We start from the raw sequence: 15755 nt of genomic DNA, 5'->3' as shown, positions 1-15755 counted from the left end.
TAGCAACTTCTATGTCATCGCCTCGTAAATGAATGATTGGGTAGAGCAAATCGGTTTCTGCAATTTTTTCAGATAATAAATCTTTTAAACCATTTTCGCTAAAATATTTTTCGCCATTAAAAACTATAGTTAATCCTGGATTAAGGTACACATAGTTTTTAAGCATTTTTATAACATACTCACTTCTATATTTATAGTTTTTAAAAATGATTTCATCTGGAATAAAAGAGACTTTTGTCCCCTTTCTTCTACTGGTTTCTTCTAAAAACTCTTGATTTGTTAAGTTTCCTTGTTCAAAATCTGCCGAAGCACTTTTACCATCACGAGACGATTCTACTCTAAAATAAGAGGATAATGCATTAACCGCCTTGGTACCAACACCGTTAAGTCCTACCGATTTTTTAAAGGCTTTGGAGTCGTACTTTCCTCCTGTATTCATTTTAGAAACTACGTCTACAACTTTACCTAATGGAATACCACGCCCATAATCTCTAACGATGACTTTGCTACCTTGCAAAGAGATTTCGATAGTTTTACCTGCCCCCATTACAAACTCATCAATGGAGTTATCTAAAACTTCCTTTAACAGAATGTAAATACCATCATCTGGAGACGATCCATCTCCTAACTTACCAATATACATTCCTGGACGCATACGAATATGTTCTTTCCAATCTAATGAGCGTATATTATCTTCGGTATATTTAGTTTGTTCAGACATAGGATGTGAGTGCAATTTATAGAATAGGATGCTAATATAATATAACCCTGTAAAAAATGAAATAGCAGACACATAAAGTAATTAACAATAAAACGCCAATAGTGTTGAGAACATTGGAGTTAAGCTTGTTTTTTATAAAAAAGAAAAAAATAATTTTAATTACTCTTATTTTCTTTCTTTTTAGAGACTAATAATATTCCAAAAATAACAGTTATTGTTCCTAATATTTGAATACTTGTTAATTGTTCGTTTAAAAAAATAACAGCTAAAATAATTGTAGATATTGGACCTATTCCTGCTATCACAGCAAAATTTGAAGAATTAATTAATTTTATAGAAATAGAAACAAGAAATGAAGGTATTACTGTAGCAAAAATTGCTATGCATACGCCCAAGATATAAACCTGCCAAGGGTAATTAAAAATATCTACTCTAGATACAATACCGTAATGTATAAATACACATATACAAGAAATTAACATTGCATATGCTGTAAAACGCATAACTCCAAATTTAGGTATTAACCAGCCACTACCTACTAAGTATGAGGCATAGGTTAACGCACTAAGCAAAACAAAGAAACCTCCTAAATATGTATCGTTACCTGAGATAGTCACTTCACTACCAAAAGTGATTACTATCCCTAAATAAGTAATAATGATAGCTAATTTCTGGTTTTTAGTAATGCGTTTTTTTAAAAAGAGGTTATTAAAAAATAATACTATTGTTGGGTAAACGAATAGTATAATGCGCTCTAAACTAGCTTTAATGTATGTTAAACCTACAAAATCGAAATAACTTGCTAAATAATAGCCTACAAATCCAAAAAAGACAACCCACAGATAATCCTTTTTAGTGTTTTTTGCTCTCTTTTTTTTGTTTCTATATACATATGCTATTAGTATATAAAATGGAAAAGAAAAAAACATTCTTAATAACAGTGCACTTAAAGCATCAATATTATATTGGTATATAAGCTTCACCATTACAGCTTTAGATGAAAACATTACTATACCTAAAACTCCTAATAAAATACCATAAATAAATTTTCTTTTTGCCTCCATTGTACTAAGGTATATTAGTCAGTTTTCTAGATTTAACCTTGCTAGACATAAATTACAATAGTTAACCTTTACAACTAGTTTCTGCTTCTTGTTTTAACAACTGGTTTCTAGTATTTAATAGTTTTCGCATGTAGCGTTTTAAAAAAAGAATATTTGCTAATTTTCCGAGTATTCCTAATGGGCTTTTAAAATGAAATTTATCTACCATTATCGTTTTTCCACCTTCAGCAGTAAAAATATGCTCATGTTTAAACGATTTAAATACTCCTGAGACCATTTCATCAACAAAATAATTTGAGGGTTCAAATACTGTTATTTTAGACGTTAATTGTTGTTTTATTCCAAAATGAACAGCTTCCCATGTAACCCATTCATTTAACTCAATTAACCCAGTGGTTTTTCCTGCTATTGCTTTTTCTTTTGAATGTTGTAATGACTTTTTATGAAAATCTATATCCCTAGACAAATCAAAACAAGTTTTAACATCTGCTTTTATAACTGTTCTTAGTTCTATTAATGCCATTATCTAATGCGCTAAAGAGAAACAAAAAACGCAATAAAGAATACTACTTTATTGCGTTTTCATTATCTCTATTATTTTAAGATATCTACACATTAAATAAGAAATGCATAACATCTCCATCTTTAACAGTATAACCTTTTCCTTCTACTCTCATTTTCCCCGCTTCTTTTACTTTAGCTTCACTACCATAGTCTACATAATCATTATAAGCAATAACTTCTGCTCTAATAAATCCTTTTTCAAAATCGGTATGGATAACCCCAGCTGCTTGCGGAGCTGTTGCTCCAATATTTACTGTCCAAGCTCTTACTTCTTTTACTCCTGCTGTAAAGTAAGTTTGCTGATTTAATAATTTGTATGCTGAACGAATTAATTTAGCCGATCCTGGTTCTTCTAAACCAATATCTGCCAAAAACATTTGGCGCTCTTCGTAATCGTCTAGTTCATTAATGTCTGCTTCTGTCCCTACTGCAAGTACTAACACTTCTGCATCTTCATCTTTAACGGCATCCCTAACCTGCTCTACATAATCATTTCCTGAAACTGCAGCACCTTCATCTACATTACAAACATACATTACAGGTTTGTCTGTAATTAATTGAGAAGGTTTAACATAATCTCTATACTCATCTTCAGAAAATTCTAAAGCGCGAACAGATTTACCTGCTTCTAAACCTTCTTTTAACTTTAATAAAACAGCCTCTTCTTTTTGAGCATCTTTATTACCTGTCTTCGCTGCACGTTTTACTTTATCTAACTTCTTCTCTACTGTTTCTAGATCTTTAAGCTGAAGTTCTATGTCTATAGTTTCTTTATCACGTATTGGGTCTACGCTACCATCTACGTGCACAATATTATCGTTATTAAAACAACGTAATACATGCAAAATAGCATCTGTCTCACGAATATTAGCTAAGAATTGATTTCCTAAACCTTCTCCTTTACTTGCACCTTTTACTAATCCTGCAATATCAACAATCTCTACTGTTGCTGGTAAAACACGCTCTGGGTTAACTAGTTCTTCTAATTTTTGAAGTCTTGGATCTGGTACATTTACAACACCTACATTAGGTTCTATCGTACAAAAAGGGAAGTTTGCACTTTGTGCTTTTGCATTAGATAAACAATTAAATAATGTTGATTTTCCTACGTTTGGTAAGCCTACAATTCCTGCTTTCATTGAGTAAATATTATTCATTCCCACAACTATGGGAACCTTTTGTTTTTAACGACTGCAAATATACTACTTCTTCTTAGTTTTCTAATAATAAATAATAGATTTTAAAACTTCTCTTTTTTATACAGACAACAACATTTTAATGGAATATCTAAAAAATATGTTAAAATTTATTGAAATCTGTAGTGTTAATTTCAATAATAATTATCAATTTTACTAGTCTAATCAAAAACTCAAAATAGAATGAAAAAACTTAACGCTTTATTATTATTGTTTTTGTGCTCTACATTTGCTTTTGCACAACAATCCATTACGGGGCAAGTTACAGATTCTAATGGAGACGCTTTACCAGGCGTTAACATTATTGAAAAAGGGACTTCTAATGGAACCACATCTGACTTTGATGGGAAATATATTATTAATGCAGACTCTAATGGAACTTTAGTGTTTAGCTATGTTGGCTACGAAACACAAGAGGTAGAAATTAACGGACAATCTACTTTTAATATTACATTATCCGATGGTGAGGCCTTAGATGAAGTTTTACTTGTTGGGTCACGTAGTCCAAAACGAACAGCTACAGATACCGCTGTACCTGTAGACGTATTAGATGTGGCTGAAATAGCTTCTGCTACTGGGAAAGTAGAAGTTAATGATATTTTACAATACGCAGCACCTTCTTTTAATGCTAGTAAACAATCTGGATCTGATGGGGCAGATCATATAGTACCTGCTTCATTAAGAGGTTTGGGACCAGATCAAACTTTAGTATTAATTAATGGAAAAAGAAGACACCAATCGTCTTTAGTTAATATTTTTGGAACTAGAGGTCGTGGAAATTCTGGAACCGATTTAAATGCTATTCCAGCTTCTGCTATTAAAAGAATTGAAGTTTTAAGAGATGGAGCATCGGCACAATACGGATCGGATGCCATAGCAGGTGTTATTAACATTGTTTTAAAAGATAATACAGATGGTTTTACTGGAGGAATTACTTACGGTGCTTATAGTACAGCCATTGGTGATGGATGGGCAGAAGAAACCGGCGAAACTCTTTTTAATGTAGAAGGAGAAAACCGCTTGGATGGTAAAAGCAAAAAGTATGATGGTACCACAGTTAAAATTGATGCTAATTATGGTGCTACTTTAGGTAAAAATGGAGGTTTTATAAACTTTACAACAGAGTTTTTATCTAGAGATAAAACATTAAGACCTGGTTTTTCATGGAGAAAAGGATATGGTAGCGCTGGTGTAGATGGGTTTAACTTTATGGTTAATGCATCTGTTCCTGTAGATGACAATACTGAAGTTTATGCCTTTGGAGGTAGAAACTTTAGAGAAACGGATGCAAATGCGTTTTCTCGTGATAGTTTTGAAGATGGAGATAACCGTTCTGTACCTAGTTTATACCCTAATGGATTCACACCAAGAATAACCTCTAATATTACAGATGCCTCTGTTTCTGCTGGAGTTAGACATACAATGAGTAGTGGATGGAATGTAGATTTTAATAACACGTACGGAAAAAACAATTTCCATTACTATATTAAAAACTCTAATAATGCTTCTTTACAAGACGCTTCTCCTACAGATTTTGATGCTGGTGGACACTTTTTATCTCAAAACACTACAGGTGTAGACTTTAATAAATATCTAGAAGATGTTGCAGCAGGTATGAACATTGCATTTGGTTTAGAATATAGAACAGAAAACTTTGGGATTTTTGCTGGAGAAGTTGCCTCTTATGCGCTTTATGATGAAAACGGAATTCCTATTACAAATCCAGCAACACAAACAGTTGCTACCGACTCTAATGGAGATGAATTACCTGGAGGATCTCAAGGATTCCCTGGTTATAGCCCTTCTAACGAAGTAGATAGAAGTAGAAGTAACTATGGTATTTACTTTGATACAGAACTTAATGTTACTGAAGCTTTTATGTTAGCTGGAGCATTACGCTTTGAAGAGTATAGCGATTTTGGTAGCACTTTTAACTTTAAACTAGCTAGTAGATATAAAGTTAATGATGCCCTTACTTTTAGAGGGTCTATTTCTTCAGGATTTAGAGCTCCTTCTTTAGCACAGTTATACTATAACTTAATCTTTAATAATATTGTTGCAGGAGAATCTGTGCCGTCTTTATTATCTGCTAATAACAGTACGGTTACTAAAGCTTTTGGAATAGGACAATTAACAGAAGAAAAAGCAATAAACGGAAGTATTGGGTTTACCTATAAAAAAGGTGCATTTACTGCTACTGTAGATGCTTATTCTATTAGTGTTGATGATAGAATTATTTTAACAGATAACTTTACAGATCAAGCTATTTTAGGACCATTAGGTGTTGATGCAGCACAGTTTTTTGCTAATGGTGTAGATACTAGAACATCTGGATTAGATATTGTTTTAAATTACGATCTATCTTTAGGAAGCAATGGTAAATTAAGTGCCGCATTAATAGGTAACTTTAATAAATTAGAAATTAAAAATATTAATAATGGTAACCTTAACCAGTTTACATTCTTTGGGCCATTCTCTCAAGCTTATCTAGAAGCAGCTGCTCCAGATCATAAATTTGGTTTAAATTTAAATTATAGCAATTCTAAATTTAATGCAGGATTAGTATTAACTAAGTTTAGTGAAGTTATTTTACAAGATTTCCAATGGGTAGATTCTCCTGCAACTACACAAGCAGAAGCAGATGCTTTATTTCCAGTAGCAACAGATATTTACAAATCTGCAATTACTACAGACATAAATATTGGATACAGCTTCTCAGATAAATTAAAACTTACTATCGGTTCTAATAACTTGTTTAACACCTACCCTACACCTCAATTTGATGGATGGACGGATCAAGGTGGTTTAGCAGATTCTGTACAAATGGGATCAGATGGTAGATATATATTTAGTAGACTAAACTTTAGTTTCTAAAGCCATAATATTATAAACTTAAAAAGCCTGTAAATTATATTTACAGGCTTTTTTTATAATCAAAAGTTAGGAATTTTGTAAATTAAGTTGTTTAACCTATAGAAACGACTGATAATCAATCAACTATTACAATTATTTCTCGTCTCTTTATTAGTTAACCATTAAAACCAATACTATGAAATCTTTTGTAATATCTTGCTTAGCATTATTTTTATTAATCTCATGTTCAGACAATGAAGAAACCTCTTCAACAACAGAAACGTTTGCAGTAGCGGGAAAATTATTAGCTCCAAATAATACAGATCCTATTTTTAACGGTCTTGTCACTGTTAATACAAATACTACAACCATAAAACAAACAAGAACAGATAGTAAAGGGGAATTTTCTTTAAATATTCCTAAAGGAGAATACACAATAACATTATCTAAAGGAAAATTTTCTACTCAAAAAGAAATAACAGTAAATGAAGAAACTCCAGTTACAAATTTTACTTTAGATGTTTTACCCAAAATAGCTGTAGTAACTGGGCATTACGATAAAATTGAAAACATATTATATAATATTGGTTTAGTCAATCCTATCAATGGAGATCCTCTATTTGATATTGTTGAAGGTATTAACCTATCTGGTAAAACTTCAAATCCCCTTAATCATAATCACGGTGCTATCAACACAAATAAAAACGATAATTTAGAACCAAATGTAGATTTCGATTTTGGCGACTTAATTGCCTCCCCAGAGCTTTTAGCAGAATATGATATTATATTTTTAAACTGTGGTTTAAATGAGTCTAAAACAGAGTATAACAACAACATTTTAAACTATGTTACAAATGGTGGTATTTTATATACTACAGATTGGGCTTTTAAATATTTAAACGAAATTACTAATAACAATACAGAATATTTAGAGTTTTATACTCCAGAAAAAAGTGGAGTATCTACAAGTACTGAAGCAGAAATATTAGACCAAGGTGCCATAGCTTGGTTAGAAATTAACTTTGGAATTAGCATAGATAATATGGTTGAAATTGAAGGCTTTTTAAACAGTTGGCAAGTTGTTAATTCTTATAATTCTGACACGGCAGTATCTTGGATAAATGGTCCTGTAGAATATAATGATGAAAACGGAAATGTTATTTCAGAAAATAAAGATCTGGCCTTTACTTTTTTAGTTGGTGATGGTGGAGTATTTTACTCTTCTTTCCACACACATGGAACTGTTGAAGGTTTTACTGACTTAGATAGAGTTATGGAGTTTTTTGTATTTGAATTATCTGATATATAATAAGTTATTAAATAAAAACTACCATAAAAATATGGTAGTTTTTATTTTGCGTTAATAATACTTCTTTTTTAAAACCCGTATAAACACGGATATCAGGTTCTTAAGTAATCTATAATTTAGCCATAATATTAATCTTTAAAACATAATTTATTATGGCAGGAAAAAATTTCACAAACCGATCTAAAAATTACATGAATGTAACCTTATTAATTCGTCAAGGCGAAGACATAAGTAAACCATCCTTAGAACAAACATTTTCTTTAAATGCTGGAGAAAGTAAATTCGTTGAATATGGTAATGCAACCAACATCTATTTAAACGGATTAATTTTAGAATACAAAGATGCAGAAAACCAATCTTTAACAACCGCGAAGCAAGAAGTAATAGCAAGAGGCTCTGCTCCTACTTTCGACTGGGTATTAAATACACATAGTAATATTGTTATTAATAGCGCTAATGGTTTAGACATCTCAGCTAGTAACTAATTAATAAAATTTAGAGCAAAAAAAATCTCAAGTTAACCACTTGAGATTTTTTATATTTAAATAATTGCTAATTATTAGTCTGGGTGCATAAAGCGTTGCTTACCTAATAACACCTCTTCAGTTTCTACATTATCATCATCTGGAACACAACAATCTACAGGACAAACAGCTGCACACTGTGGTTCTTCATGAAACCCTTTACATTCAGTACATTTGTCTGGCACTATATAATATATTTCATCGCTAATAGGTTCTTGTGCTTCATCTGCATCAACAGCTTTTCCATCTGGTAAAACAATATTACCATCTAAACTTGTACCATCCTTATAACGCCAATCGTCTGCTCCTTCATAAATAGCTGTATTTGGACATTCTGGTTCGCATGCCCCACAATTTATACATTCGTCTGTTATAATTATTGCCATAGTAATTTTTATCTTTTGTTTGCTTAAATTTGCAGTTGCAAAAATAACGACAAAACAAGTCTTACGCAAATACGAAATGAATTTACAGCAAAGAATTAACGCTTTTGTAAAATTAGGCGCTTTCATGAATCAATTTTCATCTGAAACATTTCAGAAACAAGAAAACATTCCACACAACGATCTGTTTTTCGACGGATTTAAACATCAACTAAAACTAGCCAATGAGCATAACGGTTGGTTTAGCCCTAAAAATATTCAATTTGCATTAAAAGGCTGGGCTAAGACTTTAAAAAGAGAACAGTTAGAAACATGGCTAAAGCCTTATACTATGGAGATTGTTTCATCTAAACAAATTGCCATTATTATGGCAGGAAACATTCCTTTAGTTGGGTTTCACGATTTTTTAAGTGTACTAATCTCTGGCCACCATGTTTTAGTTAAACAATCCTCTAACGATAAACATTTACTTCCTTTTTTAAGTAAGTATTTAGAATACGTAGAACCTAGTTTTAAGGGCTTAATACATTTTACAGAAGGCAAATTAGAAGGTTTTGATGCAGTAATTGCAACAGGCAGTGATAATACCGCTCGTTATTTTGAATATTATTTTAAAGGAAAACCTTCAATAATTCGTAAAAACAGAAATTCTGTTGCAGTATTAACAGGAGAAGAAAGCGAAACAGAGATGCAAAACCTTTCTGAAGATATTTTTAGGTATTATGGATTGGGTTGCAGAAATGTTTCAAAACTATTTATTCCTAAAAACTATAATTTCGACGCCTTTTTTAAAGCCATGTATCCATGGAATGAAATTATAAATGAAGCAAAATATGCTAATAATTACGATTATAATAAGGCGGTCTATTTAATGAGCGAATTTGATATGCTAGAAAATGGTTTTTTAATGATTAAAGAAGATGCAAGTTATGCCTCGCCCATTGCTACTGTTTTTTATGAATATTATAATTCAAAAACAGAGTTAAAAACAAAACTAAATACAGACGCAAATAAGATACAATGTATTGTTGCTAAAAATTTTGCGGAAAATGAAATACAATTTGGTAATACCCAAAAACCTGAACTTTGGGATTATGCAGATGGAGAAGATATAATTGCATTTCTGTTAAAAATATAGTTGATAATTTATCATTTTAATAACTAAAAAAAGAACATAAATTCTCACCTTTGTAACCATTTTAATAAGTAAAAGTTTTCTCCTTTTAAGAAAGCTAAAATATAATCTTTATGAAATTACACAACTTTAGCGCAGGACCTTGCGTATTACCAAAAGAAGTTATTTTAAAAGCTTCTGAAGCCCTATTAGATTTTGACAATGGATTATCTTTAATTGAAATATCTCACAGAAGTAAGGCTTTTGTAGATGTTATGGAGAAAGCTAGATCCTTAGCCTTAGAGTTATTAGGTTTAGAAGGTAAAGGATACAAAGCTTTATTTTTACAAGGAGGCGCTAGTATGCAGTTTTTACAAGTAGCATTAAACTTATTAGAAAAAAGAGCTGGATATTTAAATACCGGTACTTGGAGCGATAAAGCCATTAAAGAAGCAAAGTTATACGACGATATCTACGAAGTGGCCTCTTCTAAAGATGCAGGTTATAATTATATTCCTAAAGGCTACGATATCCCTTCAGATTACGATTATTTCCACTGTACATCTAACAATACCATATATGGAACACAAATAAAGCAGTTTCCAAAATGCGATATTCCTATGGTATGCGATATGAGTAGCGATATTTTTTCTAGAACATTAGACTTTACTCAATTTGATTTAATCTATGCAGGTGCACAAAAAAACATGGGCCCAGCAGGTACTACCCTTGTTATTGTTAAAGAAGATATTTTAGGTAAAGTTTCTCGTAAAATTCCTTCAATGATGGATTATAAAATTCATATAGGAAAAAGTAGTATGTTTAACACGCCTCCAGTTTTTGCAGTATATACATCTATGCTAACTATGGAATGGCTAAAAAACCTTGGAGGAATAAAAGCTATTGAAGAAGAAAACGAAAAGAAAGCAAGCTTAATGTATTCTGAAATAGATTTAAATCCTTTATTTAAAGGCTATGCAGCAAAAGAAGATCGCTCTAAAATGAATGCAACATTTACATTGTTAAATGAAGACTTAAAAGAAACATTTGATACTATGTGTAAAGACGCTGGTATTAATGGTATTAACGGTCACAGAAGTGTTGGAGGCTATAGAGCTTCTATGTACAATGCATTATCACTAGATAGTGTAAAAGCACTTGTTGAAATAATGAGTGAATTAGAAAGTAAAGCGTAATAGCAGTTAAAATATAATAATTAAAAGATTTCCATATAAATGGAAATGAAAAATAAATTTTTAATGAAAGTATTAGCAAACGATGGTGTTTCTCAAAGTGGAATTAACGCATTAGAAGCCGCAGGATTTGAAGTATTAACAACAACAGTTGCACAAGAACAATTAGTTAACTATATCAATGAAAATGCTATAGTTGTACTTTTAGTGCGTAGTGCTACAAAAGTAAGACAAGACCTTATAGACGCCTGCCCTAGCCTAAAAATTATTGGCCGCGGTGGTGTTGGTATGGATAATATAGATGTAGAATACGCTCGTGAAAAAGGATTGCACGTTATTAATACACCCGCTGCATCCTCTCAATCTGTAGCAGAACTAGTATTTGCCCACTTGTATGGAGGTGTTCGTTTTTTACACGACTCTAATAGAAATATGCCTTTAGATGGAGATACTCAGTTTAAAAAACTAAAAAAGAATTATGCCAAAGGTATAGAGCTTCGTGGGAAAACTATAGGTATCATTGGGTTTGGTCGTATTGGACAAGAAGTAGCTAAAATTGCACTTGGTGTAGGGATGAAAGTCATTGCTAGTGATAAATTTCTAGACAAAGCAGACGTAAAAATAGAGTTTTTCGACGGACAATCTGTTAACTTTACTATTGAAACGCAATCTATGGAATCGGTATTAAAAGAAGCCGATTTTATTACACTACATGTTCCTGCACAAAAAGATTATGTTATTGGAGAAAGTGAATTTAAGTTAATGAAGGATGGTGTTGGCTTAATCAATGCTGCTCGTGGAGGTGTTGTAAACGAAGTAGAATTAGTAAAAGCATTAGAAAGTGGTAAAGTATCATTTGCAGGTTTAGATACCTTCCAAGATGAACCAAAACCGGCGGTTCAATTATTAATGAATGGCAGAATTTCTTTAACACCACATATTGGTGCAGCAACTAATGAAGCGCAAGATAGAATTGGTACTGAATTGGCTACACAAATAAAAAACATACTGATTAACGAATAAAACAGTCGTTTTATCGATGTTTTTGTAAAAAAAATAAAAACATAAAGCCTCAACATAGTGTTGAGGCTTTTTTTATGTAATTTACATATCCAAATTTATTAACAATAAAAACAATTTATAATGTCAGGAATTTTAGACTTATTAAACTCAGACTTAGGAAAATCAATTATAAGTGGTGTTGCTGGATCTACAGGTAACGATCAATCAAAAACAGGAGATGTATTAACAATGGCTTTGCCAGTATTAATGAAAGCTATGCAAAGAAACGCATCTACTCCACAAGGAGCAGAAGGTTTAATGGGAGCTATACAAAACAAACATGATGGTAGTATTTTAGATAACTTAGGAGGTCTTTTTGCTGGCGGTGTAGGTGAAGAAGTAAAAACAGATGGAAGCAAAATTTTAGGTCATATTTTAGGAGGTAAACAATCTGGTGTAGAATCTGTAATTGGACAAAAAGCTGGAATAGATGCGGGATCTGTTGGAGATATACTAAAAGTAGCAGCTCCTATTTTAATGGGAGTTTTAGGAAAACAAGCACAACAAAATAACGTTAGTTCTTCTAATGGAATTGGAGACTTATTAGGTGGATTACTTGGTGGTTCTAGTACTAACCAAGAACAAAGCTTTTTAGAAAAAATACTAGATGCAGATGGAGATGGTAGTGTTGTAGATGATGTTGCAGGTATGCTATTAGGAGGCGACAAGAAAAAAGGAGGCCTTGGAGGCTTACTAGGTGGACTTTTTGGAGGAAAATAAACCAGCAAAAACATGTAATATATAAAAATAAGGTTGCTAATATTAGCAACCTTATTTTTATTTTAACACAACTACATGAGTAATTTTTGTATTTTTATTTAATAAAGGGCTGTTTATACTATCATAAAAAAAGAAAATGAAAAACATACTATTAATACTTGTAATTGTTTGTATAGCATTTAGTTGTAACTCTACAAAAAAAACAACACAAAGTAATGCTATTGCTAATGAAAAGGCTACAGCAGAGCTCAGTGACACTTTACGTATTTCTAATGACTCTTTAGAATACGATGTTATTATAATAGAGCCAGGTTTTAATACTTGGTTAGTCTCACAAGCAAAACCAGAAGGGTTTTATACACAAAGCTTTTTAGAAGCTAGAAATATACGCTATGTAGCAGAATGGAACAGACGCGTACTACTACCTAATCTTTACAATTCTAACCTTTACGAATTACAAATAGACTATCAACAAGGTATAGACTATGGTTATGATGTAAATTATAAACTGTATAATTACTTTATTTACTTTCAAAATAATTACAATCAGAATCTATTAGGAGGTAGAGTTCCTATAAATTAAATTATCTTTGTCGCTTCAAAATTACGTTTATGGAGCAATTTAAAAACCGTTGGCAAATTAAAGAAAATTGGCAATTATTATTTCCATTTTTAGGTCTTGTAGGAACATTTTATTCTGCGTATAAGCTCGCTTTAGTATTTACCAGAACATACCCATTAGTACTTACAATTGTAACAACTTTAGTTATTAGTTTTTTACTTATTCGCTTCTTTTTGTACCTATTTAAGAAATTAGAAAAAAAGTGGGTAGTAGAACATAAATGGGAAATGATCCGCATTTTTATTGTATTTGCAATTACTGGTTCTTCCTCTGTTTTTATAGGGCGTCCTATAATAAAGTTCTTAGGAATCACTAAAGACAACCTAAATGTACTTATCTATTGGATTTTATATATTATTATTGGACTCATCTTCTACCAAATATTATTAGTAACCTTTGGTTGGTTATTTGGACAATTTCAATTCTTTTGGGCATTCGAGAAGAAAATGCTTCGCAGATTTGGATTAGGACGATTTTTAAAATAATCTAAAACTTAAAAAACTGTTATAAAAGGGATTATACTTTAACATAAGGCATAACATGAGTATAATCTATAAAATAGAGCATGCAGAGATTTTATTTTTATTAAAAAAGAGCTTTCCAAAGAAATAGAATTTAAAACTTGCCCTCAAATTTCATAATTTATGCGTTTCTTGACATAGAAAACTAAATTTTACTATTATATAGTACACAAGTAATGGATTTTATAAAAACTGAAGAGACTAGTATAATTACCAAATACAGAAAAGAATTATATACTACATTTATTACAGCAATAGATGGTATGTGGGAATCTCGCTATATAGCAAACGCTTCGAATTATTTAATAAATATTAAAGCAAATACTATCGGGTATTGTTGTATTAATTCTGAAAACACACTTTTACAAGTATATGTAAAACCAGAGTATCGCTTTCTCATGCAAGATGTTATTTCTAAATTAATAGACTTAAAGTTAATAGCAACTGCCAGTTTAAGCTCTATAGAACCTATTGCATTCAATATTAGTTTAGCCCTTTCTAAAACAGTAACAGAAAACACTTATTGTTTTCAGTATATAATACCTAATAATTTAGAGTGTAATTCTAATTTATTATTAGCCAATAAAGACAATATAAAAGATATAAAAATGTTTCTTTTAAATCAAATAGGTTTTATAGACAATATTGGTTATACCGAAAATTTAATACAACGTAACGCTTTATATTATATACAAGAGAATGATACTATCATTGCCACTGGCGAATATAGGCAGAGTACCTCTCAACCAAATATTGTAGATTTAGGAGTGATAGTAAATAAAGATTACAGAAAAAGAGGAATAGCAGCTAACATACTTAAAACTCTTGCTAAAAAAGCTGTAGAAAACAATAAAACGCCTATTTGTTCTACAACTCTAGATAATATTGCTTCTAAAAAAGCAATTGAAAAAGCAGGTTTTTACTGTTCTCATATTATTTTCGATATGGCATTTTAAAAACAGTTTTAGTATTTTTAATTTATAAAAACTAAAACATGAATACTAAACTATTATTATTACATGGTGCTTTAGGCTCTAAAGAACAACTAAAAAAATTAAAAAATAGTCTATCTTCTAATTTTGAAGTATACGATTTAGATTTTGAAGGCCATGGTGTAAACAAATCTAATGCAGCCTTCTCTATAGACTTATTTACAGATAATGTTATTCAATTTTTAAATGAACATAAAATAGAATGCATCTCTATTTTTGGTTATAGTATGGGTGGTTATGTTGCTTTAAATTTAGCAAACAAGAAACCAGAACTAGTAAGTAAAATAGTAACTTTTGGCACAAAGTTTAACTGGACAAAGGAAACTGCCGAACAAGAAGCAAAAATGCTAAACCCAGATAAAATTGAAGAAAAGGTACCAAGTTTTGCAAATAGTTTAAGTAATATACATGGTTTTAACTGGAAAACTGTAATGAGTAAAACTGCCCAGATGATGTTAGGTTTGGGAATTAATAAAATACTTACAGAAAAAATATTACAATCTATAAAACACAAAACTCTTATAACTATTGGAGATAAAGATAAAATGGTAAGTCTAGAAGAGTCTCAAAAAAGTGCTACTCTACTACCAAATGGTACATTACAAATTATAGAAAATTTTCCACATCAAATAGAAAAAATAGATATAGAAAACCTTACTAAAATAATTACAGGCTTTATAACCCCATAAAAATATGTACATTAGTATTAAGTAATACTAACAAATGAGTAATACAAATATAGAAATACACGAAACAGCATTTGCTACAGCTACACTTAGGTCACACCACGAAGATTTAAGTGGTGATTATTATGCAAAGCTATGGAATAATAACAAAACTAATATATGGCTTAAAGATTACTTAAGTAACGTTTCTACTGAAGATGTCTATACACATTGCTTAAGAAATAGGTATTT

At 31.1% G+C, this 15755-nt stretch carries 16 protein-coding genes and 1 pseudogene; 12 read left to right on the top strand and 5 right to left on the bottom strand.

The genetic code is table 11. From position 1 onward, the window contains the following. From ACVC2P_RS08845 to ychF, 4 genes are all read right to left on the bottom strand, one after another. On the bottom strand, positions 1–721 hold a 721-nt coding region (locus tag ACVC2P_RS08845; protein ID WP_452598112.1), incomplete at its 3' end, for an ATP-binding protein. A gap of 155 nt (positions 722–876) precedes the next feature. Beyond that, positions 877–1785, bottom strand: coding sequence for a DMT family transporter (locus tag ACVC2P_RS08840; RefSeq protein ID WP_452598111.1), 909 nt, complete (start codon positions 1783–1785; stop codon positions 877–879). Positions 1786–1846: 61 nt separating this feature from the next. Then, complete coding sequence (locus ACVC2P_RS08835) at positions 1847–2308, bottom strand: SRPBCC family protein (RefSeq protein ID WP_452598110.1); 462 nt, start codon at positions 2306–2308, stop codon at positions 1847–1849. 85 nt (positions 2309–2393) lie between these two features. Beyond that, positions 2394–3488: a redox-regulated ATPase YchF gene (ychF, locus tag ACVC2P_RS08830; protein WP_452598109.1), complete on the bottom strand. Its 1095-nt coding sequence runs from the start codon at positions 3486–3488 to the stop codon at positions 2394–2396. A 240-nt stretch (positions 3489–3728) separates the two neighbouring features. Between ychF and ACVC2P_RS08825 the strand changes: the two genes are divergently transcribed. From ACVC2P_RS08825 to ACVC2P_RS08815, 3 genes are all read left to right on the top strand, one after another. Beyond that, positions 3729–6419 carry a TonB-dependent receptor gene (locus ACVC2P_RS08825; RefSeq protein ID WP_452598108.1) on the top strand — a complete coding sequence of 897 codons (2691 nt, stop codon included), beginning with the start codon at positions 3729–3731 and terminating at the stop codon, positions 6417–6419. 175 nt (positions 6420–6594) lie between these two features. Further along, positions 6595–7707 carry a carboxypeptidase-like regulatory domain-containing protein gene (locus ACVC2P_RS08820; RefSeq protein WP_452598107.1) on the top strand — a complete coding sequence of 371 codons (1113 nt, stop codon included), beginning with the start codon at positions 6595–6597 and terminating at the stop codon, positions 7705–7707. Between the two features lie 152 nt (positions 7708–7859). Continuing rightward, the gene (locus ACVC2P_RS08815) at positions 7860–8192 is read left to right on the top strand and encodes a hypothetical protein (RefSeq protein WP_452598106.1); all 333 of its coding nucleotides are present in this window, start codon (positions 7860–7862) and stop codon (positions 8190–8192) included. A 74-nt stretch (positions 8193–8266) separates the two neighbouring features. Here the strand turns inward: ACVC2P_RS08815 and ACVC2P_RS08810 are convergent, their stop codons facing one another. Then, complete coding sequence (locus tag ACVC2P_RS08810; RefSeq protein ID WP_452598105.1) at positions 8267–8617, bottom strand: 4Fe-4S dicluster domain-containing protein; 351 nt, start codon at positions 8615–8617, stop codon at positions 8267–8269. Positions 8618–8693: 76 nt separating this feature from the next. Between ACVC2P_RS08810 and ACVC2P_RS08805 the strand changes: the two genes are divergently transcribed. The 9 genes and pseudogenes from ACVC2P_RS08805 to ACVC2P_RS08765 all read left to right on the top strand — a co-directional run. Further along, positions 8694–9752, top strand: a complete 1059-nt coding sequence (locus ACVC2P_RS08805) for an acyl-CoA reductase (RefSeq protein ID WP_452598104.1) — start codon at positions 8694–8696, stop codon at positions 9750–9752. 110 nt (positions 9753–9862) lie between these two features. Next, entirely contained in the window at positions 9863–10924 is a 1062-nt protein-coding gene (serC, locus tag ACVC2P_RS08800) for a 3-phosphoserine/phosphohydroxythreonine transaminase (RefSeq protein ID WP_452598103.1), read from the top strand. 63 nt (positions 10925–10987) lie between these two features. Then, on the top strand, positions 10988–11944 hold the full coding sequence (locus tag ACVC2P_RS08795) for a D-2-hydroxyacid dehydrogenase (protein ID WP_452598113.1): 957 nt from the start codon (positions 10988–10990) through the stop codon (positions 11942–11944). Positions 11945–12064: 120 nt separating this feature from the next. Next, complete coding sequence (locus ACVC2P_RS08790) at positions 12065–12703, top strand: DUF937 domain-containing protein (protein WP_452598102.1); 639 nt, start codon at positions 12065–12067, stop codon at positions 12701–12703. A 136-nt stretch (positions 12704–12839) separates the two neighbouring features. Continuing rightward, positions 12840–13286, top strand: coding sequence for a DUF6146 family protein (locus ACVC2P_RS08785; protein ID WP_452598101.1), 447 nt, complete (start codon positions 12840–12842; stop codon positions 13284–13286). 29 nt (positions 13287–13315) lie between these two features. Beyond that, a complete protein-coding gene (locus ACVC2P_RS08780) occupies positions 13316–13810 on the top strand; it encodes a DUF6787 family protein (RefSeq protein WP_452598100.1) in 495 nt (164 codons plus the stop codon). Between the two features lie 212 nt (positions 13811–14022). Then, positions 14023–14802 carry a GNAT family N-acetyltransferase gene (locus ACVC2P_RS08775; RefSeq protein WP_452598099.1) on the top strand — a complete coding sequence of 260 codons (780 nt, stop codon included), beginning with the start codon at positions 14023–14025 and terminating at the stop codon, positions 14800–14802. A 38-nt stretch (positions 14803–14840) separates the two neighbouring features. Beyond that, positions 14841–15527 carry an alpha/beta fold hydrolase gene (locus ACVC2P_RS08770; protein ID WP_452598098.1) on the top strand — a complete coding sequence of 229 codons (687 nt, stop codon included), beginning with the start codon at positions 14841–14843 and terminating at the stop codon, positions 15525–15527. A gap of 34 nt (positions 15528–15561) precedes the next feature. Continuing rightward, a pseudogene (locus ACVC2P_RS08765) lies at positions 15562–15755 on the top strand (class I SAM-dependent methyltransferase); the annotation flags it as partial.

The organism is Pontimicrobium sp. MEBiC01747, from assembly GCF_053601635.1.
This window is presented reverse-complemented; position numbering and strand designations above follow the sequence as displayed.